Annotated in this window: 16 protein-coding genes and 2 pseudogenes; 6 read left to right on the plus strand and 12 right to left on the minus strand. The window is 57.4% G+C overall.

Annotation, left to right across the window (positions count from 1 at the left end; genetic code table 11):
* Positions 1 to 565: 565 nt before the first annotated feature.
* Positions 566 to 814 carry a DUF7692 domain-containing protein gene (locus C450_RS20065; RefSeq protein WP_005046984.1) on the plus strand — a complete coding sequence of 83 codons (249 nt, stop codon included), beginning with the start codon at positions 566 to 568 and terminating at the stop codon, positions 812 to 814.
* Between the two features lie 481 nt (positions 815 to 1,295).
* Here C450_RS20065 and C450_RS20070 read toward each other — a convergent pair whose 3' ends face one another.
* The 4 genes and pseudogenes from C450_RS20070 to C450_RS20085 all read right to left on the minus strand — a co-directional run.
* Positions 1,296 to 2,669: an MATE family efflux transporter gene (locus tag C450_RS20070; protein ID WP_005046985.1), complete on the minus strand. Its 1,374-nt coding sequence runs from the start codon at positions 2,667 to 2,669 to the stop codon at positions 1,296 to 1,298.
* 206 nt (positions 2,670 to 2,875) lie between these two features.
* Positions 2,876 to 3,190, minus strand: a complete 315-nt coding sequence (locus C450_RS20075; protein ID WP_005046987.1) for a non-histone chromosomal MC1 family protein — start codon at positions 3,188 to 3,190, stop codon at positions 2,876 to 2,878.
* 100 nt (positions 3,191 to 3,290) lie between these two features.
* Positions 3,291 to 3,785: a TRAM domain-containing protein gene (locus tag C450_RS20080; protein ID WP_005046988.1), complete on the minus strand. Its 495-nt coding sequence runs from the start codon at positions 3,783 to 3,785 to the stop codon at positions 3,291 to 3,293.
* A 123-nt stretch (positions 3,786 to 3,908) separates the two neighbouring features.
* Positions 3,909 to 4,163: pseudogene (locus tag C450_RS20085) on the minus strand (helix-turn-helix transcriptional regulator); the annotation flags it as partial.
* 215 nt (positions 4,164 to 4,378) lie between these two features.
* On the opposite strand from C450_RS20085, the gene C450_RS20090 reads away from it, so the two are divergent.
* Positions 4,379 to 5,254 carry a ParA family protein gene (locus tag C450_RS20090; RefSeq protein WP_005046990.1) on the plus strand — a complete coding sequence of 292 codons (876 nt, stop codon included), beginning with the start codon at positions 4,379 to 4,381 and terminating at the stop codon, positions 5,252 to 5,254.
* A gap of 1 nt (position 5,255) precedes the next feature.
* A complete protein-coding gene (locus C450_RS21190; RefSeq protein ID WP_080510355.1) occupies positions 5,256 to 5,663 on the plus strand; it encodes a hypothetical protein in 408 nt (135 codons plus the stop codon).
* Between the two features lie 169 nt (positions 5,664 to 5,832).
* Here C450_RS21190 and C450_RS21925 read toward each other — a convergent pair whose 3' ends face one another.
* From C450_RS21925 to C450_RS20150, 5 genes are all read right to left on the minus strand, one after another.
* Complete coding sequence (locus C450_RS21925; protein WP_152424563.1) at positions 5,833 to 6,012, minus strand: hypothetical protein; 180 nt, start codon at positions 6,010 to 6,012, stop codon at positions 5,833 to 5,835.
* Positions 6,013 to 8,036: 2,024 nt separating this feature from the next.
* Positions 8,037 to 8,285 (minus strand): hypothetical protein, encoded by a 249-nt coding sequence (locus C450_RS20110; protein WP_005046996.1) that lies wholly within the window; start codon positions 8,283 to 8,285, stop codon positions 8,037 to 8,039.
* Positions 8,285 to 8,725 carry a hypothetical protein gene (locus tag C450_RS20115; RefSeq protein WP_005046998.1) on the minus strand — a complete coding sequence of 147 codons (441 nt, stop codon included), beginning with the start codon at positions 8,723 to 8,725 and terminating at the stop codon, positions 8,285 to 8,287. Before C450_RS20115 ends, C450_RS20110 begins: the two co-directional genes overlap by 1 nt.
* Before the next feature lie 2,840 nt (positions 8,726 to 11,565).
* Complete coding sequence (locus C450_RS21200; RefSeq protein WP_080510356.1) at positions 11,566 to 11,862, minus strand: hypothetical protein; 297 nt, start codon at positions 11,860 to 11,862, stop codon at positions 11,566 to 11,568.
* A gap of 1,715 nt (positions 11,863 to 13,577) precedes the next feature.
* Complete coding sequence (locus C450_RS20150) at positions 13,578 to 13,802, minus strand: hypothetical protein (RefSeq protein ID WP_005047004.1); 225 nt, start codon at positions 13,800 to 13,802, stop codon at positions 13,578 to 13,580.
* Between the two features lie 819 nt (positions 13,803 to 14,621).
* Here C450_RS20150 and C450_RS21205 point away from each other — a divergent pair.
* Positions 14,622 to 14,924 (plus strand): hypothetical protein, encoded by a 303-nt coding sequence (locus C450_RS21205; RefSeq protein ID WP_152424564.1) that lies wholly within the window; start codon positions 14,622 to 14,624, stop codon positions 14,922 to 14,924.
* A 347-nt stretch (positions 14,925 to 15,271) separates the two neighbouring features.
* On the opposite strand, the gene C450_RS20160 is transcribed toward C450_RS21205, so the two are convergent.
* Both C450_RS20160 and C450_RS21930 read right to left on the minus strand, forming a co-directional pair.
* Entirely contained in the window at positions 15,272 to 15,718 is a 447-nt protein-coding gene (locus tag C450_RS20160) for a hypothetical protein (RefSeq protein ID WP_152424565.1), read from the minus strand.
* Positions 15,719 to 15,780: 62 nt separating this feature from the next.
* Positions 15,781 to 16,080, minus strand: a complete 300-nt coding sequence (locus C450_RS21930) for a hypothetical protein (protein ID WP_152424566.1) — start codon at positions 16,078 to 16,080, stop codon at positions 15,781 to 15,783.
* Between the two features lie 142 nt (positions 16,081 to 16,222).
* Here C450_RS21930 and C450_RS20165 point away from each other — a divergent pair, with 142 nt between their 5' ends.
* A complete protein-coding gene (locus tag C450_RS20165; protein ID WP_005047019.1) occupies positions 16,223 to 17,560 on the plus strand; it encodes a cytochrome P450 in 1,338 nt (445 codons plus the stop codon).
* Between the two features lie 31 nt (positions 17,561 to 17,591).
* Here the strand turns inward: C450_RS20165 and C450_RS20170 are convergent, their stop codons facing one another.
* Entirely contained in the window at positions 17,592 to 18,674 is a 1,083-nt protein-coding gene (locus C450_RS20170) for a transcriptional regulator FilR1 domain-containing protein (RefSeq protein ID WP_049910569.1), read from the minus strand.
* 176 nt (positions 18,675 to 18,850) lie between these two features.
* Between C450_RS20170 and C450_RS20175 the strand changes: the two are divergent.
* A pseudogene (locus C450_RS20175) lies at positions 18,851 to 19,387 on the plus strand (transposase); the annotation flags it as partial.
* Between the last annotated feature and the right edge of the window lie 382 nt (positions 19,388 to 19,769).

Raw genomic sequence — 19,769 nt, forward strand, 5'->3', positions numbered from 1 at the left:
CGTAAGAGTTACGCGGGCCGTCGGTGCAGTAGTGCCCATGTCCTGCGACGCCATTACTGCCGATGCTCTCCGTGAGAACGTCGACTACTGGGTGATGGGGAAACAAGCGAACAGCACGCAGATCGTGCATGTGCCTGCGGCCGAGAGTACGTCCGATGCTCCGGAGCCGGCGTGCGAGGATCGCGAATCCTCCTCGGGAAAAATTCGGAAATGGGACGGATGGATGACGAAATCCCCAGCTGTGTATCCTCCTGGCTACGTTTCACTGTGTCAACTCTGCGCTGAGACTGTGGGTAGTGATCGCTCACTCCTCGAACTGAATACTGACTGAGTTCCGGTAAAGACCGGTTTCGGTGCGACTCCACGGGGTTTCACGTCGCGGGCTCGTCGATCCTATATCTGCACACGAGACGCCCGAACTCGTGTGTATATCCGACGCCGAACCCCTCTCGTTCGTGTCCACGCACCGAGTGGCGTCAGACGAGCGTTCGACAGACGCATGACAGCGCGCCGGTGGCTCGGGCGAGCAGCATGGTTTTGAGAGGGTCGTGTGTACGAGAGAGTCATGCGAATCCGAACCGACGGCAAGTTCGCCTACCGCGAAGAACTCGTCGACGACGTCGCCGACCTACTCGGTGAGAACACGCGCGTCGGTGCGATCGAGGCCAGCACCGAGTTCACCCAGGCCATGCTCCCGGCGCTCGCGGAAGCCGTCGAACACCCCGACATGACCGAGGACCTCGCCGAAACCCTGAGCACGCGCGTCGTTGACGTCGAGTACAAGGTCTCGACCGGGGTGAACGTCCGCGAGTAGATCGGCCGCGAGCGAGAGGCCCTCTTTGCTGTAGCCGAACGGATCCCTGTCGCAACACCCTCCAAGATTCGGCAAGTGCTGGGACGTTCTCGCTCGTGGGCGCGAGCTCCTTGCTGACGCGTCGCAACACCCTCCAAGGTTCGGCAAGTGCTGGAACACTCGGGCAAAAGAGCTACGGCTGTGCAACCAGTACGCACACCCGGGAGTACCTGGCATGGTTGGGATTGCTCACCCTCAACCTCTCCCCTTGGACCACGAAAGCGAGCGCGTTTGGCGTCGCCGGCGGGCGCTGCTCTCGGGGTGGCGACCTGAGCGAGTTGCTTTGCGGCCCGCAACCCACCAACGAAAGACATAGTCCCGAACGCGCCCGTCGTGAAAGACTCCCCCTCCGAAGCTCCGAACTTGCTGTGACGGCTCCGAGAGGCCGGCCAGCAGCGCTCTCGTTCAGCGTTCATCGAAAGGTCGACACTCTCAGTCGATGTTACGCCGGGGCGTCGGGGCGGTGTTGCCGGCTGACCCGTTTCCACTTGTTGGTGGCGAAGCGGTAGTAGTTGAGCACCGCCGGGATCGTCGTCTCGGCGAGGAAGGCGAGATACAGCCCGTAGAGCCCGAGCGAGGTCGTCGCGCCGAGATAGGCCAGCGGGATCGAGACGCCGAAGATCCCGAGCGCCTGGCTGTAAAAGGGCCACCCGGTGTCGCCGCTCGCGTCGAGCAGGCCGGCCGCGGCCCCCGAGACGCCCTGAAGCACGATCGCGCCGCAGGCTGCCGAGACCAACGACACCGCGACAGAGATCGTGGTCTCGGAGCCGCCGCCCGCAAAGACCGCGACAATGGGCTCGGCGAGCACGAAGACGATACCGGCTGAAACGATGTAGACCGTGACCGCGAATCGGACGATCTCGCGGCCGTACGCCTCGGCGGTCCCCTCGTGACCGCTGCCGAGCGCCTGGCCCACGAGGCTGGAGGACGCGAGGCCGAACCCCCAGCCGGGCGTGTTCATCAGCCCCCAGATCCGGCGCGCGATCACGTACGCCGCCACGACCTGCGGGCCGAACAGCGCGACGATCGCGAGCATCGGAAACTCCGCGATCGTCCAGACGAGTTTCCGACCGACCACGGGGGTTCCGATGTCGACGAGTTCACGGATATCGCCGAGGTAGCTCCCCCGCGGATCGATCTGGACCGGAAGCTCACCGAGACCGGGGAGCCGCCCCGCAACGAGCCCACCCGCGAAAATCCCGGTCACCAGCGCGTTCGAGAGCACAGTACCAATCGCCGCGCCGGCGACGCCGAGATCGAGCCCGAAGATCAGGACCGCATTGATGATGGCATTCGCCACCGCACCACTGGAACGGAGGACCATCGGCGTTCTGGCATCGTCGACGCCGAGGAACACCCGACTGCCGATGAGGTTGAGCGCCGCAAAAGGGATGCCGAACGCGACGATCCGGAGATAGGTCGCACCGAGCGCGACCGCCTCGGCGTCGTTGCTCAGCAGGGCGACGAGATCGGCTCCGAAGACCCAGAAAATCGCAATGAGCGGCAGCGTGATCGCCACCACGACGGCGGCGCTCGATCGCACGGCCTGGTCGATCGCGCCGAGGCGCTTGGCCCCGTAGCGCTGGGAGACCAGTGCGATCGTCCCGGCGGCGATCCCGCCGCCGGCGGCGAACGCGAGCCCCCAGAAGGGACTCGCAAAGCCCACGCCAGCGATGCCGACCGAGCCGACCGCGACGCCGACCATCGCGATGTCGACCGCGTTCTTCGACATCCGTGCGATGCCGGTGAGGATGCGCGGCCACGCGAGATCGGTCGTCCGGCGTGCCCGCTCGGATTCGATGAGATCGGCACGCACGAGCGCGAGACCGATATACAGTACAACTACTCTGAGAGGATTTGAGAGACGGACCACTACGAACGAGGGCACTACTCGATGGGGGAATATAGGACTTCCTTTCTTCTATTTCGCTGATCTATTTATCGTTATATACGGAGGAATATTTCTGATTCGTGCTAGCATCCATCATTGTATTACGCCATCTGTGTCAGACAGCGCCGCAGCTACAGCTCTTCGAGGTGTTCGATCCCCTCTTTCGAGACGTTGGCTTCCGTGACCGTCTCGGGCATCCACTCGGGGCTGTCTTCCGGGGCGTCTTCACGCCACGCCCACCCCTCGTAGATGTGGAGTTTGTGCGTTCCCCGCTCACGGAGGCGGAACTCCTCTCTGGATGCTGCTTCCTCGCTGTCGCTAGGAGCGAGTTTCCGGGCTGCCTTCAACGCCGCCTGCCGAGGTATCTTCCCCGTGAACACGCTCGTTTCCTCACCACTCGCCTCGCGCAGTGCGAAGTTTCGCTTGTCATCCGTCTCTTCTCCCATGATTTCACTTCTCCAAACGTATCCATCAGATGAAGTAGTATAAGATTGTCCCCTGCAGTACTGCGGTTTTCTCGAAGGAATGGCGAACGCCGAGAACATTTCACTCGCTCTCGTCGAGTGTCTCCTCTGCGAACGAATCGTCGAAATCATCCGTTCTGGAGTCATCGGGATCCGACGTGTCGTCGCGAACCCGCGCGAACGCCACGTTTTCCTGTGCCTGCTCAATCTCGATGGTCACCTCATCGTCCGGATGCGTTCCTGGCACGATCACGACGTAGCCCCGGTCGATTTTCGCGATCCCGTCGCCCTGATCACCTAGCGATTCGATCGTCACCTCACGGATATCGCCCGGTTCGACTGGTGGATCCTGTTGATTGGAACCATCTGAATCCGACGAATGGCTACCCGATTGCTGGCGCGTCTCAGTATCGTCGTGTTGCGGCGCACTCGCCACAACTGCAACTCGGTAGGTCTCACCACTGGTTATCGTCCCCTCTTCGAGTTCGGATCGTGGAATATCGATCCAGTACGAGTCACCCTGCTCGTCGATTGACGCGCTGAAGAGACACTTCAGCTGGTCGTGAATCTCAACCATTACACCATCCTCTCACGGATTACGAGCGTCTAAATCTGTTCTCTGCGAACCCATCTCGGTTTCAGTCGGTGTTCGTGACTGCTGGCCCACACCAGTGGTGAATTCAGGCCTCGACAGCCGCGTCTGGTCTTTCCACTCCCAGCACCCGTCGATCTCCCGGCAGCCACGCTGAGAAATCACACAGAAGTTGGTCCGCCGATCGAGTGATTCCTTGTCGACCAGCTCGTTGAGGTTCGGATACAGACGTCCGTGGTTGATTTCGCCCGAATAATGTCTGTCGAGTTTCTCCTTGATCGCCAAACTATATGGCGATGACTCATCATTCAGTCCACCGATCACGTACAGTATATCCCGCTGAAACGCAGTCAGGTCGTCCATCATAGTAAGCTAATATATCAAAACAGCGGCTCATCTACTCTAATTTCTCGTTTTGCGTGACGTCGACGCACTACCACCAGAACGTCGAGGACTGCATACGCGTACGAGCGGCGCTGTAGTTCAATACACGTGACTAACTGTAGTACATCATACTAATGTCAGACGCCCGGCTGACGTAATTTTATGAGTATACGAATACGGATACACATTCGTATATGGATACGAACACGCTCCGGGCCTGCACCTTTCTCGATAAGGGAGGCGTCGGCAAAACCACCGCTACAGCTCATCTGGGCGTTCCAATCAGTGAAGACCACCAGACGCTGTTAGTTGATCTCGCTGGCAAGCAAAATGACCTCGCGAAGCAATTCGGTTGTTTCGATGAGATCGAAGCCAACACCGATGCTTGGCCGAACGTGTCGACTGTATTTAGTGAAGAGTGGGATTCCATTGCCGAGAAAGTTCCAGATGCGACCGCCGAGATGATTCTCGAAACAGACGAAGGCCCCGACCTCCTCCCAGCGCACAAGGGACTCGACCAAGTCGACGACGACCTCGCCAGCATTGCCGTCGAGCGTCGCTACGCACTCTTCGATCACTTCCTCAGCGAGTACATCGAGCCACTCGGGTACGACGTGATTTTAATCGACCTGCCCGGTCTTACCAATAATATCACCCTGAACGGTCTGTGGGCTGCCCGAAATGTGATCGCGCCTGTCGAACTCGGAGCGTTTGAAGAGAGACAAATGGATGCATTAATCGAGGATCTTGACGAACTCGAAGATGTCTTTGAGGTTAATGCTGAGGTTGTAATGGTGCTCCCGAACCGCGTCGACACCAGAACGTCCCTCGCAAGCACGCTACTCGATGAGCTAGCCGACACTTTCGCTGAAACAATCGCCCCTGCACATATTCCACAGTCTCAAGACATCAGGAATGCCCAACGTGAAGGCTGCACTGTATTTGCCCTGGACGAACCATCCCAGACTGCGCAGCGAGCGTGCGATGCCTACCGTGAGGACGCCACCGCATTAATGTACCGACTACAACAACTTCAGACTAGAATGGAATCCGAGCAGGAGGTGGCTTGAAATGAGTGAGGAAGCTGATGTCGAGGAACTCCGGAAACGCCACCAGAAGGGAAGCCGTGTGACTGGCGCGGCTGCAGGATCGGAAGAAACCGAGGACGAGGTGAGTTCGCTCGAAGAGGCAATGGTCACAGCATTCAAACAGATTGAGGCAGGTGAAACTGCAAAATCACTCTCTGTGCGCGATGGCCAACTCGCATCACTCGTTCACGGTCTCGAAGCGGAACCCGATGAGCTTGAGGGTGTAGGAATCGCTCTTCAGGAAGCACTTGACCGCGAAGTTGATCCAGAAGCGATTGACCGGAGCGAGGTACTCCGGCTTGCGATGCGAGTTGGGTTGCACGAAGCCGCACCAGAAGTAGTTGAGACCGCACGCAGTGCTCAGGCGAAGCATCTCACCAGTCAATTCTAAGCCGCACACATATCCGTATTCATATCCGTATCCGTATTCATATCCAAATGCGGAAGCGGATACGGGTTCGTATTCGTGTTCAAATGTGAATGTGGATATGGCTTCGATCTATCGTTAGGTGGAAAGTAGGGAAGGAGTACATCAGTATCCCAGACTGATCGTCACCTCGCTATTGAGACACGTCGTGAGGGTCGATCTGCTCGATGTCCTGCAGATACACATGAATCAGGCGACCACTCTCTTCATCAAGCAGCCATCCATCCGACTGTTCTTCGACGAGCGTGCCGTGAAGGGTATCGCCGTCGGTCATCCGGATCACCACAGATACGGGAGGCTCTGGAACGTCCATGAGCCCCTATTCAGGTCTAGCAGGTAATCCATTACTCGCCTCGGCAGCTGTACGCAGAGTACGGTCGTTTTTCGCCCATTGGTTTCGCCCCTGCAGGCATACTCGCCCAAAACGCGCTTCCGAGGTCATGCATCTGACAGATAAACATCGATTTTATGCAACATTAGTCTACTCCACACTGTCGAATATCACACAAGGCGAACGTACGCGCTGGCGCATCGTCAGTCGCTGAAAAAGGATGTTTCGTCCTGTGATTTTGGTCTGGGTTGGGGTATATCATGTTCCGGATGCAGGTTCGATCATCGGTTCGATATGCGAGGTGTGGCTAGTCTCGTGCGTGTGTCTTTCTGCCCGTGATTCCGCGGCGATTCGGGATGGGTGAAAGCCACGCTCTCCACACGTGTCACAGATTATCTTGTACATGACTGTTTGCTCCGCACCTCGTAATTATCACATATTACCATTAATTTTGTGGCCATCGGTAGTTGGCCGTCTGTCTCGAACAATAGCTATGTTACTATAGGATCAATCCGCATCCAATAGGCGTTAAATAACAACAACCATCCCACTCTCTCATCTCGAACATATCGCTCCCGAAAGATTCGCCAGAATCGAAGGAGTTGTCGGATGTCTATTCTCGCGTACCCGCGTGAACGAGAGTTCACGTGCTCAAACGATTTGGCTCCGTCGTACTCCGAAACTCCCTCCTCCCTCTTCGAGAGGGGGAGGAGGGGGACAACATCAGCGTATCACGCGCCGGGCGGCGTCGGCTCGTCTCCGCCATTCAGGATGCGGTCAATCACGTCGTTGAGGTTTGGGGCTCTTCCCTCACCGAGTCGTTCTTCCCGGAGTTGTCGTAGAGGCATGAGTAGTACCTCCAAGTAACAATTGTCGGCCCAGCGGAATAACTGTTGGGACGGGACCAACTCTCTGAGGGTTCTGCTAAGGGGACTTTCACGGCGAGCGCGCCCGGGACAATGGATTTCGGCGGCGGGTTTGTGACAGACGACGCGTATTGGACTTCCTCGATCGCTACTCGAGGACAGTTCCCACCAGCATCGCCGCACGCGCTCGCTATCGCGGTCCGTACGAGAGAGTTTGTGAAGCTGAAGGTAGGGCTTTCGTCGAAAAGCGCCGTGCCACCGTGTTCTTAATTACCTTATGTAACTCTCCGATCTGCCGGGGAAGGCAATTGTTACATAAGGCGAGACGACAGACGGTGGTGGCGATTTCACTCCGAACACGGGGTCCCCTGACCAGCGTCGCGAGTGGGAAATGTAACAGCTGGCCACAACAGAGAAACCAAGGTAGACCAACTGGTGATCGTTGCCTCGTCTTGCGAGGACGAGCGAGGTAACACGATAGGTTGGCGAACGTAGCTCATTCAAGGCGGTCCCGAGGGGTGTTCCTTCGGGACCCGTACTCCGCTACCAACCAGAGGCGGCGAAACACTGGAGAGCAACGAGTTTTCACTCGAAACACGGTGTGCTCTCGCGGGCGGTGAGCAGGAGCCGGGAGAGGAGTGTACTCTCCCAGCGCGGGGACCCTCAGTGCCCATCGAGAGGGCGGCGATATGTATTCGGTCGACCGGACAGATACGCTCACCGAATTAGAAAATCGCCGGGCAGTGGCACGGATGTCACTCGGAACACGGTGTGCTCTAACATGAAGTGCGTGCATCGTGTGGCCGTAACACACAATACCGATGCGCGACGAATAGGGACTGTTGCCTCGCCATACATGGAGGCCGACGCGAGGCAACAGGGGTAGCTACTCCGCGGTGAGCCCGGCGCGGTCCCGAGGGGTATTCCCTCGGGGCCTCGTGCTCCACTTCCACTCAGAGGCGACAAACAACCGAAGAGCGGTCGTCTTTTCACTTCGAATGCGGTGTGTCGACAACACCGTAATGAGTGTGTGACGGTGGGATCTTCAGCCTTATGTAACAATACACATCCGTAAGGCACGCGGTATTACATAAGGTCGGGCGAGCACCGAAGCGGCCCTGGTGCGCTCCACCGCCCAGATCACGATGAGACCACCCACGCAGCAACCCAGCCATCGCTCTCGACCGGCAGATCGAGATCGCGAACCGAGTAGCCCGCGTCCTCCAAGTGGTCACGAACGAGCTCCGGCTGTGCTCCGATGAGAAGCTTCGCCGGGTCGTCAGACTTCTCGGGCGGTCGAAGCTTCCACGGTTCGGCGCTCTCGTCCATCTCGCGAAGGATCGTCACGAGGTCGGTGCCGAGCCGTCCGGGAGTGCTTCCAGCAGCCATCAGACATTCTCCTGACGGCGTTCGCGACGGAGTTGAACGAGGTCAATCACTGGCCAGCCCGCGTCGCGCAGCTGCTCTTTGACCTCCTGGATCGCGTTCGTATCCACCGTCCACGCCGATCGATCCGGGTTCCACCGGCGGCGCGTAGACGCCATTGAGAGATCGAGCAGGTCCTCCTTCGACTCGAACGGCGAGCCGAGCATGGCTTTCAGCCCGTTGTGGGTGGCGATCTCGCCGAGGACTTTGATGCACTCTATCGGGTCATCACCGGATGGTAGATACTCAAGCATCGGTCCGTCCGGCGTGTCGGTGTATTCGATCGCGAGGCGGCCGCAGTACGGACAGACCCACACGCCGAGGTCGGCACGGTGTGCACTGGGTTCGTCGCACGTCGGGCAGTTCGGGTGGAAGTCGAGACTGTATCGCGTCGTATCTGACATTTCAATCAGCTTTAGTAGCGGCTACCGCTGTGAGACTTGCTTGCTCAGGGTCGACGCCGATCGCTGGGGTTGTCTTCCCTGCTGAGTCTCGATCCACGGGATCGGCGTCAATAAGCGTCTGCACAACTGTGATCCACGGATCAAGCCAGTCACATCCCGTCCGGAGCGCCGGTATCACCTTGCCCGGATCGGCGAACAGCGCTCCCCCAATGGGATCTTCGGGATCGGCGTACCGATCGAGATCAAGCAGGTCGTAGATTGCCTCGGCGAGTACGTCTCGAGCGAACGTCCCGGTCGCTGTCGAGTCACCGTCGGTCGATACGAACTCCGGCAGGATGTCCTCACCACGCTCCTTGTCGGTGTGGAACGGCAGCGCGAAGCGCCACCCAGCCTCGGTCTGGTGGATGAAATCGAACGCTGCGAGACGGTCGGTGTAGGTACGAACCGACCGTGCTGAGACGTCGGCTCGCTCGGCGAGGTCATTTTGTTCGAGGGGTGTCTCGGCGACCAGCAGCGCGTGAACGATCTTCGAGAGGGCTGGTTTCCCCATCTCAGACAGGAGACGGGTAGGCTTGAGAGCCGAGAGACCATACCGGANGCGTGAACGATCTTCGAGAGGGCTGGTTTCCCCATCTCAGACAGGAGACGGGTAGGCTTGAGAGCCGAGAGACCATACCGGACCTCGTCAAGGCGGAGCTTCCGTCCCGGTGCTTTCGTCTCCGATGCGAGATTGTGGAGGGCTCTCGCAGCATCGTACGGCGTCCCAGTGAGCGCTGCAAGCATCGAGGTCGCCGCACGGGTCGGTCGGATCGACTTCTGGCGGCACATCATCTGCACCGCTTGAGCCATCTGAGAGCGGCCGGTCGCTTCCTCGACCGGGATGGGGACCGAGAACTCCGGGGCGTCCTCGTGAACGTCTCGGTTCGAGAGACGGCGGCGGAGCGGATCGGCAAGTTGGTCGACGCTCTTGCCCACGACCACGAACGATCCGATAAGCTCGCCGAACGGATCATCGGCATCCACTGTTGGCGGAATGGCGCTCTCACGCTTGTCTTCACGAGATTCGAGCAGTTGGCGATACGCGGTAGATTCGCCGTATCGTGATTGGATCGACGCGCCGACGGAGAGCGTTTCGGCGAGGTCTGCTTGCTGGCTCTCGCCGAAATCCCGCGAGAAGCGGGGGATACGCGCCTCCCGAACCACGTCGATGTCGGCGAGATCGAGCAGATGAACGATCGTACCGGCGAGACCCTGCGCTTCCCGCAGGATATCGCCACGGAAGCGGTTGCGATCCTCGTAGTTCTCGTGGTGGAGGTCACGGGTGAGTTCGCTGAGGTCTTCAGCAGCTTCGAGCAGCGCATCGGTGTAGTCCTCGGCGGTGGCGTCAGCGTCTTTGAGGTAGCCAAGACACCGTGAGTTCCGAAGCAAATCAGCGTGATTGGCGAGCAGATCGCCGAGTTTTCCCGTCTCGAAGCGGTCGGGGGTGAGGATATGGCGGAAGGTTCGGGGGTTGGCTAACGCCAATGCAATGCACACCCACCACTGCATGGGGTCGTCGTACTCGCCGCCAACCAGGAGGCGATCGGTCTCGTGATCGTAGTACCAGTGGGGTTCACCACGGTCGTCTTTCACGCGGATCGGATGGTCGACCAACGCGATACCGCCGTCAGTAGCGCTGCTGGCGGCCGCAGCGTAGCGGTGGCGAGCCGCCGACCGCACTTGATGATGGAACGGGAGACGGTGGCGGTCGGGAGCCGTCTCGGCACCACTGCCGCCACCGCCCTCCGCACAGCACGCTTCGGCCTCCGCGGCAGGGCGGTGGCGGCCCTCGTGTGCGGGCGGGGTTACACGGCTATCGTCGCAGGGATTTCTGGAGTCACTAACGACCGCTTCGAGGCGCTGCTGTCTGCCGATTTCGCTATCGAGTCTGTCGAGTAGATTGCGGCCGGCAGCGAGTAGTTCGACCGCGTTGCCGTTCTCGGTGGTCCGCGAGAACGTCTCGACGAGTCCGAGTTCGGTGAGAGAGTCATCACTGGTGGTGAGACACTGGCGGACGGCTCCCTTCGTGGTCTGGTGGAGGGCGTAGAGTTGGTTGTACGGGAGGGTTTCAGACGCCTCATCGGCAAGCTGCCGGAGGATACGGACCTTCCGACCATCGGGATCAAGAACGTCGCGTGCGGTCTCGACGCGCTCAGTAATGTTGTTCTCAGAGAGGCCTGCATTGCACTGTTCGCTAACAGCCGGGAGGTGTTCGCGGTACTCACGAGCGAGCCGTCGTTGCCAGCGGCCGGTCGCGATGATTCGGAGATCGACAGCTCCTGCGAGCTCGGCAAGCAACCAGGCGATGTCCTCGCGGTACTCCGCGCGGAGCTCACCGAACGCATCGTCGATGCGGACAGCGATGGTCGGGGTTCGATCGCTCTCACGAAGGACGGCGAGTGGGCCGTCGGCTACCTCCTCGAACTCAATGTGCCAGCCGGCGACCGACCGACCGGGAGTGCCGAACTGAGCGTTCTGGCGCAGGACCTCGAAGAACTCCGCGTCGGCGCGGGCGAGCGACGGCACCATCCCGGCGTAGACGCCACCGAGAGCGGTGACACCGATTTCTCGAAGCCGCTCTTCGCGTGCGGTGCGGTGATCGAGGTCGCCAATGAGATCGTCGACGGCAGCGACGAACTCTCGTTGGAAATCGTCGTCGAGGGCGATCTGTTTCCACAGGCGGTGTGCGGTATCGTCGGCGTGGACTTCGACGAGTGGCGAGAGCGGCGGCTGCTGGGTAAGGGTGAGACCTGCATCCGGCATCGCGACTCACCTCGCCCCTCCATCTGGGTTCCCACCGCTCATGGTGTGATCTCTCCCGTCTCGATCGGGCTCTCAGGATGGACCTGAGTAGCGAGACGGACGGCGAGATCCCGATCGCCAAACACGGGGCCGACACGTTGGGTATCACCAGTCTCGTGTTCGACGATAGCGCCAGCCGCAGGACAGGCGTCTCCGCAGCACTGGTAGTGGTGATATGCATGTCCTTCGCCTTGAAACGCGCTCGACAGTCGTTCGGCGTGGCCGCTACAGACACTGCAACTGACCGTTTCGGGAACGTTGATCTCGATAAGCTGTCCCGAAGCGTCGAGACGCATCAGCGAGCCCTCCCGTTGGTGGCCTTTCTGAGACCGCTCGGAGTACTCGTGTGTGTCGATCGGTGACCACGGAGGGCTGTCTGGATGGGTAGCTCGTTGGAGGGGAACGCAGCGGTTCGGCTGTCGAGGTGGTCGGAAGCGATGCTGTCAGCGCTGGATGGAGATTGCTCTCTTAGCATGGGGGTGTTGGCCCAGTATTCCAGTGCTGACGACCGGGCTCCGTCGTCGTACCCAACGATATCGTCCGCCGTACGATGAGCGAGAGTTCTCTCCAGACGAGAGCTGTCGCTCACCGAGTGGCAAACGTTAATATCGTGGGCCGATGAGAAACCGGTAAGACCAACCCGCCTCAGGGAGGTCGACCGGCATCGGTTCGTTGTTGGATCGGGGAGGTGGCACTCCTCGTTCCCACCGACACTATATTTCTTTCCTAGCTTTGCGTGTACGTCTGCCGCCCGCCTTATTACTGTTGTGTCATTCTCACGTGGATGTAGTGCCCTCCTGCTGTTTTGAATTGGCTTGCCGCGTGCTATATACAAGCACCTGCGGCTCCCGAGCGTCGATCGTGCTTGCGTGTCTCGATCGTGGTGGGGTCGTGTTGCCTTTGTAGCGGCCATGACGTCATGGCCCGTCGTTGTCGTGCTGGCGGCCGGGTGGACCACCGTACCCACGGGTAGACCCCGCTCTGTACCGATCGAGACGGACTGACGGACAGTCGTCTCTCTGGTGGAGTGGGGTCGTCGCCACACACGAGCGACAGCAACGCCTCTGCGCGTGGGGCGAAACCTATTTGTCCCATGGGCCTCAAAGGAAAACTGTCCAGATTCTCCTCGTTGGCACTGGTTGATTAGCCGTGCTTTTGCGCTTATGACGACCCGCCGGGTATATAGTGGTTTGTATGACGCTATCACTGGATACTGCAGAGCCGTCGTAGAGCGAGTGAGACTGGCCTCGATGCCGAGCAGACGGCCCCAACTGTTGGTCTGCATTAGGCCACCTCTCCACATCGGTCGCCGATTCCAGGACCAGCGCAGTCATCGATTTCGGTGCGTCGAACAGCCACGAACCCGTGGCTATGATAGCGTGTGCGCTGTTTCACGCGACGAGTCCTTGCGTCCGCGTGGCGCTGGTTTGCGCGAATGGCTGTATCGGCGGTGAGAGCGTCCTGTTCCGTCTGGTGGGTTTGGTGGTCGCGGTTGTGTCGGATAGGCTGTGCGTCCAACCGTCGGTGTGAATGTCCTGTCTTAGTGATAGCCATGGCGAGCATGGCCCGCTGATTGGCGCTGACGGCCGGGATAGGCCGTCATACTCACGGTCTGTCGACTCACGCTCTTGCCCCACGACAGCGCCCGGACTGCGCTACGGGTAGCAGTCGCTTCTCCGTGGAAGCGTGAGCGGCTGGCCCGCACGTGAGACGGCGATGTCTCTCCGTGTGGGACGAAACCTATTTGACCATGCGTCGATGAAGAACCAGTACGACCAAACCGGATGGCACGGTCGTCCTGGCACCGATCTCTCGGTTCGGGGGCGAAGTGAGGAGCGTCCCCGACCCCATCGGCGTTATTTATCGTTCCTAGCTTTGCGTCTACGTCTACCGCGGTCCTTATTACTGTTTTCGTGTCCTCACATGGATGTGTTTGGCGTGGGCTGGAACAGCCCGAAGGAGTCGGCGAGTCGGTACGACCGTTGGAGAGCACCATCGATTTGTGCCTCGGTCAGACCCTCTCGTGTCGGTCGTCTGCTGGCGCGACGCGGACGAGATCGCTGACGCGCCCGTATCCGGGATACACGAGAAAGACCGAGTCGTATCGCTCTCGAAGCTCATACTCGCCACCATCAGGGCCTCGGAGAGTCTCTTCTGTGGCCTCACGGGTCTCAGCGACGATCATGGGAGTGTCCAGCGCCGGCCACGTGACGCCGCTGCCTTCGCTTAGTTGCATTGTCGTCGAAATAGGTTCGCGGTGCGCAGCGGTCCCGGACTCCTTGTCACTGGTTTCGGGCAATTCGTGGCGATCGTCGGCCGGGTTTCGTGGCTGGTGATAGACTGTCGGATAGCTGCAACTCCTCACGACGGTTTCGAACTCGCTTACGTCAGGGGGACCACTCGGGAAGCAATCCGAGCATGGATCATGGATTTCGCCGTATGCAGCGGTGAAAGAGGGCTGGTGCCACTCCAGTGACTCGACGTTGCGCCGCCAACACGCTGGCTCTGGAGCGGTCTCACCAATGCCAGTCTCGATGCCGGCGGTATCGGCCTTCGCGGTCGGTTCCTGCCGACGGCGACGTTCGCGTGCAATACCTTTAGGTGTGTCTGAGCCGTCGTTGTAACCACTCTGGGACATGGATCAGTAACATTACTTCAGGACGTTGCTGCTCTGCCCCGGTGGCGTACCGGGGTTCAGAGATGGCGATACTGTGCCAGAGGACCCCGGTGCGACGCCGACCACGTGGCTGGGACCACCTGATCGGATGCTTCGTCGCGCCGGTACAACAAACGCTCGCGAGCCGAGCGTCCGCCCTCCACCACCCAACCGACACTCGCTGACCGTGTGTGCGCCGGGTGGGTGGGGTATCGTGCATCCGATAACCTCTGACATCAGGCTCGTTTGGGATCAAGAGCAATAAATCCATGCCATCAAAAGTGCATATGCAATCATGAAAGCGTATGCTCTGATGGTGGTGATTTGCACGTGGTCCGCTGGTATTAACCCATATCCTAAGCCTACATCGATTCAATGCCTCCTCCAGTGGTGCCGTGGATGACACGAGTTGATCATCTTGTTCTTGATCTCCTCGATCAGCAGGGAATCGCTCTCCCTCCAACGGCGATCACACTTGCTCTGGAGGAAGAACATGGAATCAATGCGCCATCGAGTAGTCAGGTCGCCCGCCGATTGCGGGAGGACCTCAGTCATCACGGACTCGTCAAGCAACCCCATGAAGACAGGGTGCAAGGCTATTACCTGATCACAGATCTCGGAAGCCGTTATCTCAATGATTCGGACGCCGAACCGGAGGAATTCATCGCTGACGCCAACGATACTGACGGCTCCTCGTCGTAGCACGTCTTCTTGAACACCCGAATCGTGCGCTTGCGAACGCCGTGAGTTAGGTCCGGTTACCATCGATTTGGTTCATGCCCTGTTTTGCTCGGTGAGTAGTTCGCATCCTTACCGATGGACTGGGGGGTAATCAAGAAACGGGATTTCAGAACTGAAAACCCTCTCCCATAGCCGTTTTAGCCTCTCTAACGTCGGCTTTCCATTCAAAAGCAGCTAACTCGGGTATATAAAGGGGTCGAAGTTTAATCGACTTTTCCAAAATCAACGAGATATACGACAATCATGGGTAGTTTTCTAACCGCTGTTTTCGGACTGTATAACTCTTCTATCGACGAAACTTCCAAATTTTAATATGACTGATATTCTGGCGTAATATTCATATCCTGAACTTCACTTCGGTATTCCTCTGCCATGGTATCTGAATTGTATTTGTTTGTCTGTATATCGGTGAGGTCGAATGAAACACCGCCGGTGTATCCACAGTGAGAACAGCGAACGGAGGCATTGAGACGATCGGATAGTTCTCCATCAACCTCTGGACCCTCCCGAATCTGTAGCATATGTTCACACCGAGGACACTGAGCGGTGATTTTGGGATACTGATAGCCTGAATCGGCCTGGATGCTATCTGGCGAGAGATTTTCTTCTTCAATCGCTTCCTCGACTTTTCCAATGATTCGATCGAGGGCATCCTGTCGGTCGTCTTTGTCAGTTGGGAGATCAACGCCTTCAATTGACAGCGAAATATGGCTTGTTTCAGCGAGGTTTTCTGGATCTGGTTTTGAATCGACCATACCGCAAATCGGCTCTCGTACGAGGTAATTCTTCGGTTCAGTCTTTTTCTCCACATCCAAACCTACTCCGAGTTCTCGGATGATGGCATTCGTTCGTACCACCACTTGAACCACGCAGCAAGCGGCCTCCGATCACCTTCGACCTGAATGCGAACAGTACCATCGAAGCTCCACTGAGCGTGTTCGGTCTCCTCGCCCCATGAAGTTGGAATGCCGAGTTGGAGATCATCGAACTCACACTCGAGTTTTCCCTCTCGCTCAACGGTTTCATCGAGAACTCCTTCAACCGTCTTCAGCCACTCTTCCCATTCCTCACCAGCGGTATCGGATGATGGAATTGATTCAGACCGCTCTGCGCACATACTACTCGTCTGTCCAGCTGCCTATTGATACTTGCAGTCGATCGATCTGCGAGTGCTCTTCTTGGTCGATAAGCTACGAAACCGGCCCATTTGGTGGGTCAGCGTAACGTTGTAACCTCTTCGAATTGTTCACATGGTACGTATGAGCACCTCGCCACCCGGCCCGCAGGACCTCCCACTGTTGGGTAACACTCACCGCTACTCCCGTGATCCATTTTCGTTCATCGAGACACTCACCCGGAGTTACAACGGTCTTTCGACGTTTACCCTCGGAACCGAACAGACGTACCTTGTTACGGATCCAAAAGAGATTGAGCGGATACTGGTAAGTGAAGATTCGAAGTTTCGGAAATCACAAACTATCCGATCAGGCAGCATCGATGACCTACTCGGCGACGGACTCCTGATGAGTGGTGGTGATTTCTGGCAGCGCCAAAACCAGCGTGCTCAACCGGCGTTTGCGCCTGCTCGCGTCATGAACTTCGGCAAGGAAATCAGCGGATATGCCGAGCGTATGATGAGTGGTTGGAATGACGGGGATGTCATTGAGATCGATTCTTCGATGGCTCAGATCACAGTAAAAGTAATCGTTTCAGTGATGTTTGGTACTGAGCTCGACGACCGAACAACCGAAAAAGTGCAGAACACACTCGAACCGCTAGGGGAGATGTTCGAGCCGAAGCCGGCGCAGTTCCTCCTTCCCGAATGGGTGCCGACACCTGATCGTATCGAATTTGATAATGCGGTGGACAGCCTTGAGGATATACTCGATTCGCTCGTTGACGAACGGAAAGGAACCGAAGACGGCGAGATGGACCTACTATCGATCCTGCTGCGTGCTCAAAGTGACGTTGACGAAGTGACTGAAGAGCTCGTCCGAGACGAACTTATGACGATGCTTCTTGCTGGTCACGATAGTACGGCGCTGTCACTCACTTACACCTGGTATCTACTATCCCAGAATCCTGAAACCGAGCGTCGTGTCCACGACGAGATTGACGAGGTTCTGGGTGATGAGTCCCCCACGGCCAGTGACGTGCGCGACTTGGACCTCACCGAGCGGGTGATTCAGGAGGCCATGCGGCTGTATCCGCCGGTCTATACGATCTTTCGCGAACCTGCCGAGCCGATTCGAATCGGTGGGTACAGGATTCCGAAGGGCGCACTCGTGATGCTTCCGCAGTGGGGTGTCCACCGTGATCCGCGCTGGTACGACGACCCGGAGTCATTCGACCCGGACCGATGGACAAGCGACCGTGCGAGTGGGCGACCGAACTACTCATATTTCCCGTTTGGCGGCGGTCCGCGTCACTGTATCGGGAAGCATCTCTCGATGCTTGAAGCTCAAATCATCGTTGCCACAGTTGCTCAGAACTACCGGCTTCGACTCGCTCCAGAACAGAGATCGACACTCGAATTAGCTCCCTCGCTCACGATGCACCCGTCTGACCCGATTCAGATGGAAGTGAAAAAGCGCTAGAAAACATCGAATCAATGATAAGGTAGCTCAGTTAGAGTAGCCAGTCCCAAAACCGCTCTGATGGGGTTTGAGACTCTTGTCGCACTTCCTCATATTTCTGTGTAGTCCAGTCCATGAGTTCGTCGTTCGATCCAAGGATTGCAGCATTATACGGCTCATGCTCGCTGTAGGCACCAACCAACACCTTCTTATCTCCAAACATCCCTAACCCGAAAGAAATGCTTTCAGGATAAATCTGCATTCGGAAGTTGGCAAACTTCCCTGCTCTTTTCAGATGGTGGAGATTTGTTATCTTCGTCGCTTTTCGATAGACAGTCTGGTCGATGATTAGCTCGATTTCTTTCCCTTTTGGGACTAAGGGATCATATGCATCAATCAGTTGGGGCGAGTAGACTTGCTGAATGCCCCGGAGAGAGTCTACATCGAGATCCGTCTGGTCTTCTAATAGAGTGAGAACAGCGTGCGGGCTACCAAATTCACCAGTAGCCATTCTTGTTTCACGGAGTGCGGCTGTTGGAAACTCCTGAGCGAGATCTTCGAGCCGTAGAACGAAATCCTTCCGACTGGAAATGAGTTCTATTGCCTCCTCAAAACCTTTGTAGATTGATAGCTTTGTTTCCCCGAGCGACAAGAGTTTGTATTGACCGGCTTCGTACGCTATCCAGTCTTCTTGAATAAGGCTGTCACACATATCTCGTCTCGTCCGCCGAGATATGTTACAGGTCTCACTGAGTTCGCTCTTTCGTAGCGGCCCTTCCTGGAGCGCTCGAAGGATCGCGGACAAAGTATCGCTCGCAGCGAATTTCGAAAGGGTCCTCGTAGTGAGTTCATCCAACGCTCGTTGTTGCTCGCGAGCGATCATGTGACCGTATCCAGTGAGACGGGCTCCATCCGGTGATGGTAATAGAATCTTGTGGGATTCAAGCCGGTCAAATAGATTACGCGCCGTCTTCTCAGTCACATCAAACAGGTTCGCCATTTCTGAAACCTCAACAGGAACGTCCCTCATCAGAGCCATTGCTTGTGGGATATTGATTCTCGTTTCCCTGGCTCCTGCTGCTACCAGCAGTATCGTTTCATCTTGCTGAGTTCCCACCTCCTCAGCCTTACTCATAGCTGTACTGGACGCGATTCTACAAAGTATGTTTTGAAATGTCCGCCATAGAATTTCTAATATAAACAAAATACTAGTTTGGCAAAAGTAATGGTGTCTTCACAGGTCCACTTTATTCACGGTACTCGGCTCTGCACGTTTAAGTCGGAACGCGATGTAGACGGCAATGACGGCCGATGCTTCCGATTACGGACTTCCTGTCCTGCACCGATCCACTGGACGAGTTCGACTCGCTGTCGTATCACCAGACTCAACACGCTAAAACGTACGTGACAGGTCTTGCTGCGGCCCGCAGCAAGACCGTGACCGGGATCGCACGTGAAGTCCTTCCGGCCCAAGGCGACCGAGCACTCAACAAGTTCCTCACTGAATACGACTGGGACGAAGATCAACTCAACCACGAACGATTAGAGGAGTTGCAAAAACACGGCGAGACGCGCTGGTCACAGGACGGCTACATCATCATCGACGACTCAGTGTTCCAGCGAACCGGGAAGGAACTTCCCGGTGCTGGAGAGTTCTACGATCATACTGAAGGAGAACCCGTTTGGGGACAGGACCTCGTCTACGCATTCTACACCGACGATAAAACCTCCTATCCACTCGCATTTCGCCAGTACGAGAAAGCTGACAACGAAGACCAGGACGAGGAGACGAAGTACGATCTCGCTCGGGAGATAGTCACAGAACTGGAAGAAGAGGTAGGTGTACCTGAGTGGTCAGCGTAACTTTTGGACATCTGGAAGAAACGTTTCGATCCAGTGGCTGGCGAAGCTCAGTCGATGGCTCAATCGAAGAAATTCCTCGACGAGGAACTCTCTGAAGTGGTCTTTGTCCTCGAAGATNAGAATCCGCCCCACCGGATTCTGCTCGCGAATCTCTTCGAGCGCCTCAACGATCGTCTCCTTGACCAGTTCGTCTTTGAACGTGATCACGCTCTGGCCAGTCATCGCGTAGAAGCCGATCGAGCGCCACGGAAACGTCACCAACGGCTTCGGAATCGTGACCGTGCGGTCGAACGACCACATCCGTTGAGAGTTCTCAAATGGCTGTGGCCACGCTTCGTCGAAAGAAGCCCAGTACGATGGGATCATC

Source organism: Halococcus salifodinae DSM 8989 (assembly GCF_000336935.1).
Classification (GTDB): domain Archaea; phylum Halobacteriota; class Halobacteria; order Halobacteriales; family Halococcaceae; genus Halococcus; species Halococcus salifodinae.

What these genes read in the sequence shown, in the direction of transcription:
- C450_RS20065 (WP_005046984.1), top strand. Translation starts at nt 566, where the DNA reads ATGCGAATCCGAACCGACGGCAAGTTCGCCTACCGCGAAGAACTCGTC.
- C450_RS20075 (WP_005046987.1), bottom strand. Translation starts at nt 3,190, where the DNA reads ATGGGAGAAGAGACGGATGACAAGCGAAACTTCGCACTGCGCGAGGCG.
- C450_RS20080 (WP_005046988.1), bottom strand. Translation starts at nt 3,785, where the DNA reads ATGGTTGAGATTCACGACCAGCTGAAGTGTCTCTTCAGCGCGTCAATC.
- C450_RS20090 (WP_005046990.1), top strand. Translation starts at nt 4,379, where the DNA reads ATGGATACGAACACGCTCCGGGCCTGCACCTTTCTCGATAAGGGAGGC.
- C450_RS21190 (WP_080510355.1), top strand. Translation starts at nt 5,256, where the DNA reads ATGAGTGAGGAAGCTGATGTCGAGGAACTCCGGAAACGCCACCAGAAG.
- C450_RS21925 (WP_152424563.1), bottom strand. Translation starts at nt 6,012, where the DNA reads ATGGACGTTCCAGAGCCTCCCGTATCTGTGGTGATCCGGATGACCGAC.
- C450_RS20110 (WP_005046996.1), bottom strand. Translation starts at nt 8,285, where the DNA reads ATGGCTGCTGGAAGCACTCCCGGACGGCTCGGCACCGACCTCGTGACG.
- C450_RS20115 (WP_005046998.1), bottom strand. Translation starts at nt 8,725, where the DNA reads ATGTCAGATACGACGCGATACAGTCTCGACTTCCACCCGAACTGCCCG.
- C450_RS21200 (WP_080510356.1), bottom strand. Translation starts at nt 11,862, where the DNA reads ATGCGTCTCGACGCTTCGGGACAGCTTATCGAGATCAACGTTCCCGAA.
- C450_RS20150 (WP_005047004.1), bottom strand. Translation starts at nt 13,802, where the DNA reads ATGCAACTAAGCGAAGGCAGCGGCGTCACGTGGCCGGCGCTGGACACT.
- C450_RS21205 (WP_152424564.1), top strand. Translation starts at nt 14,622, where the DNA reads ATGACACGAGTTGATCATCTTGTTCTTGATCTCCTCGATCAGCAGGGA.
- C450_RS20160 (WP_152424565.1), bottom strand. Translation starts at nt 15,718, where the DNA reads ATGGTCGATTCAAAACCAGATCCAGAAAACCTCGCTGAAACAAGCCAT.
- C450_RS21930 (WP_152424566.1), bottom strand. Translation starts at nt 16,080, where the DNA reads ATGTGCGCAGAGCGGTCTGAATCAATTCCATCATCCGATACCGCTGGT.
- C450_RS20165 (WP_005047019.1), top strand. Translation starts at nt 16,223, where the DNA reads ATGAGCACCTCGCCACCCGGCCCGCAGGACCTCCCACTGTTGGGTAAC.
- C450_RS20170 (WP_049910569.1), bottom strand. Translation starts at nt 18,674, where the DNA reads ATGAGTAAGGCTGAGGAGGTGGGAACTCAGCAAGATGAAACGATACTG.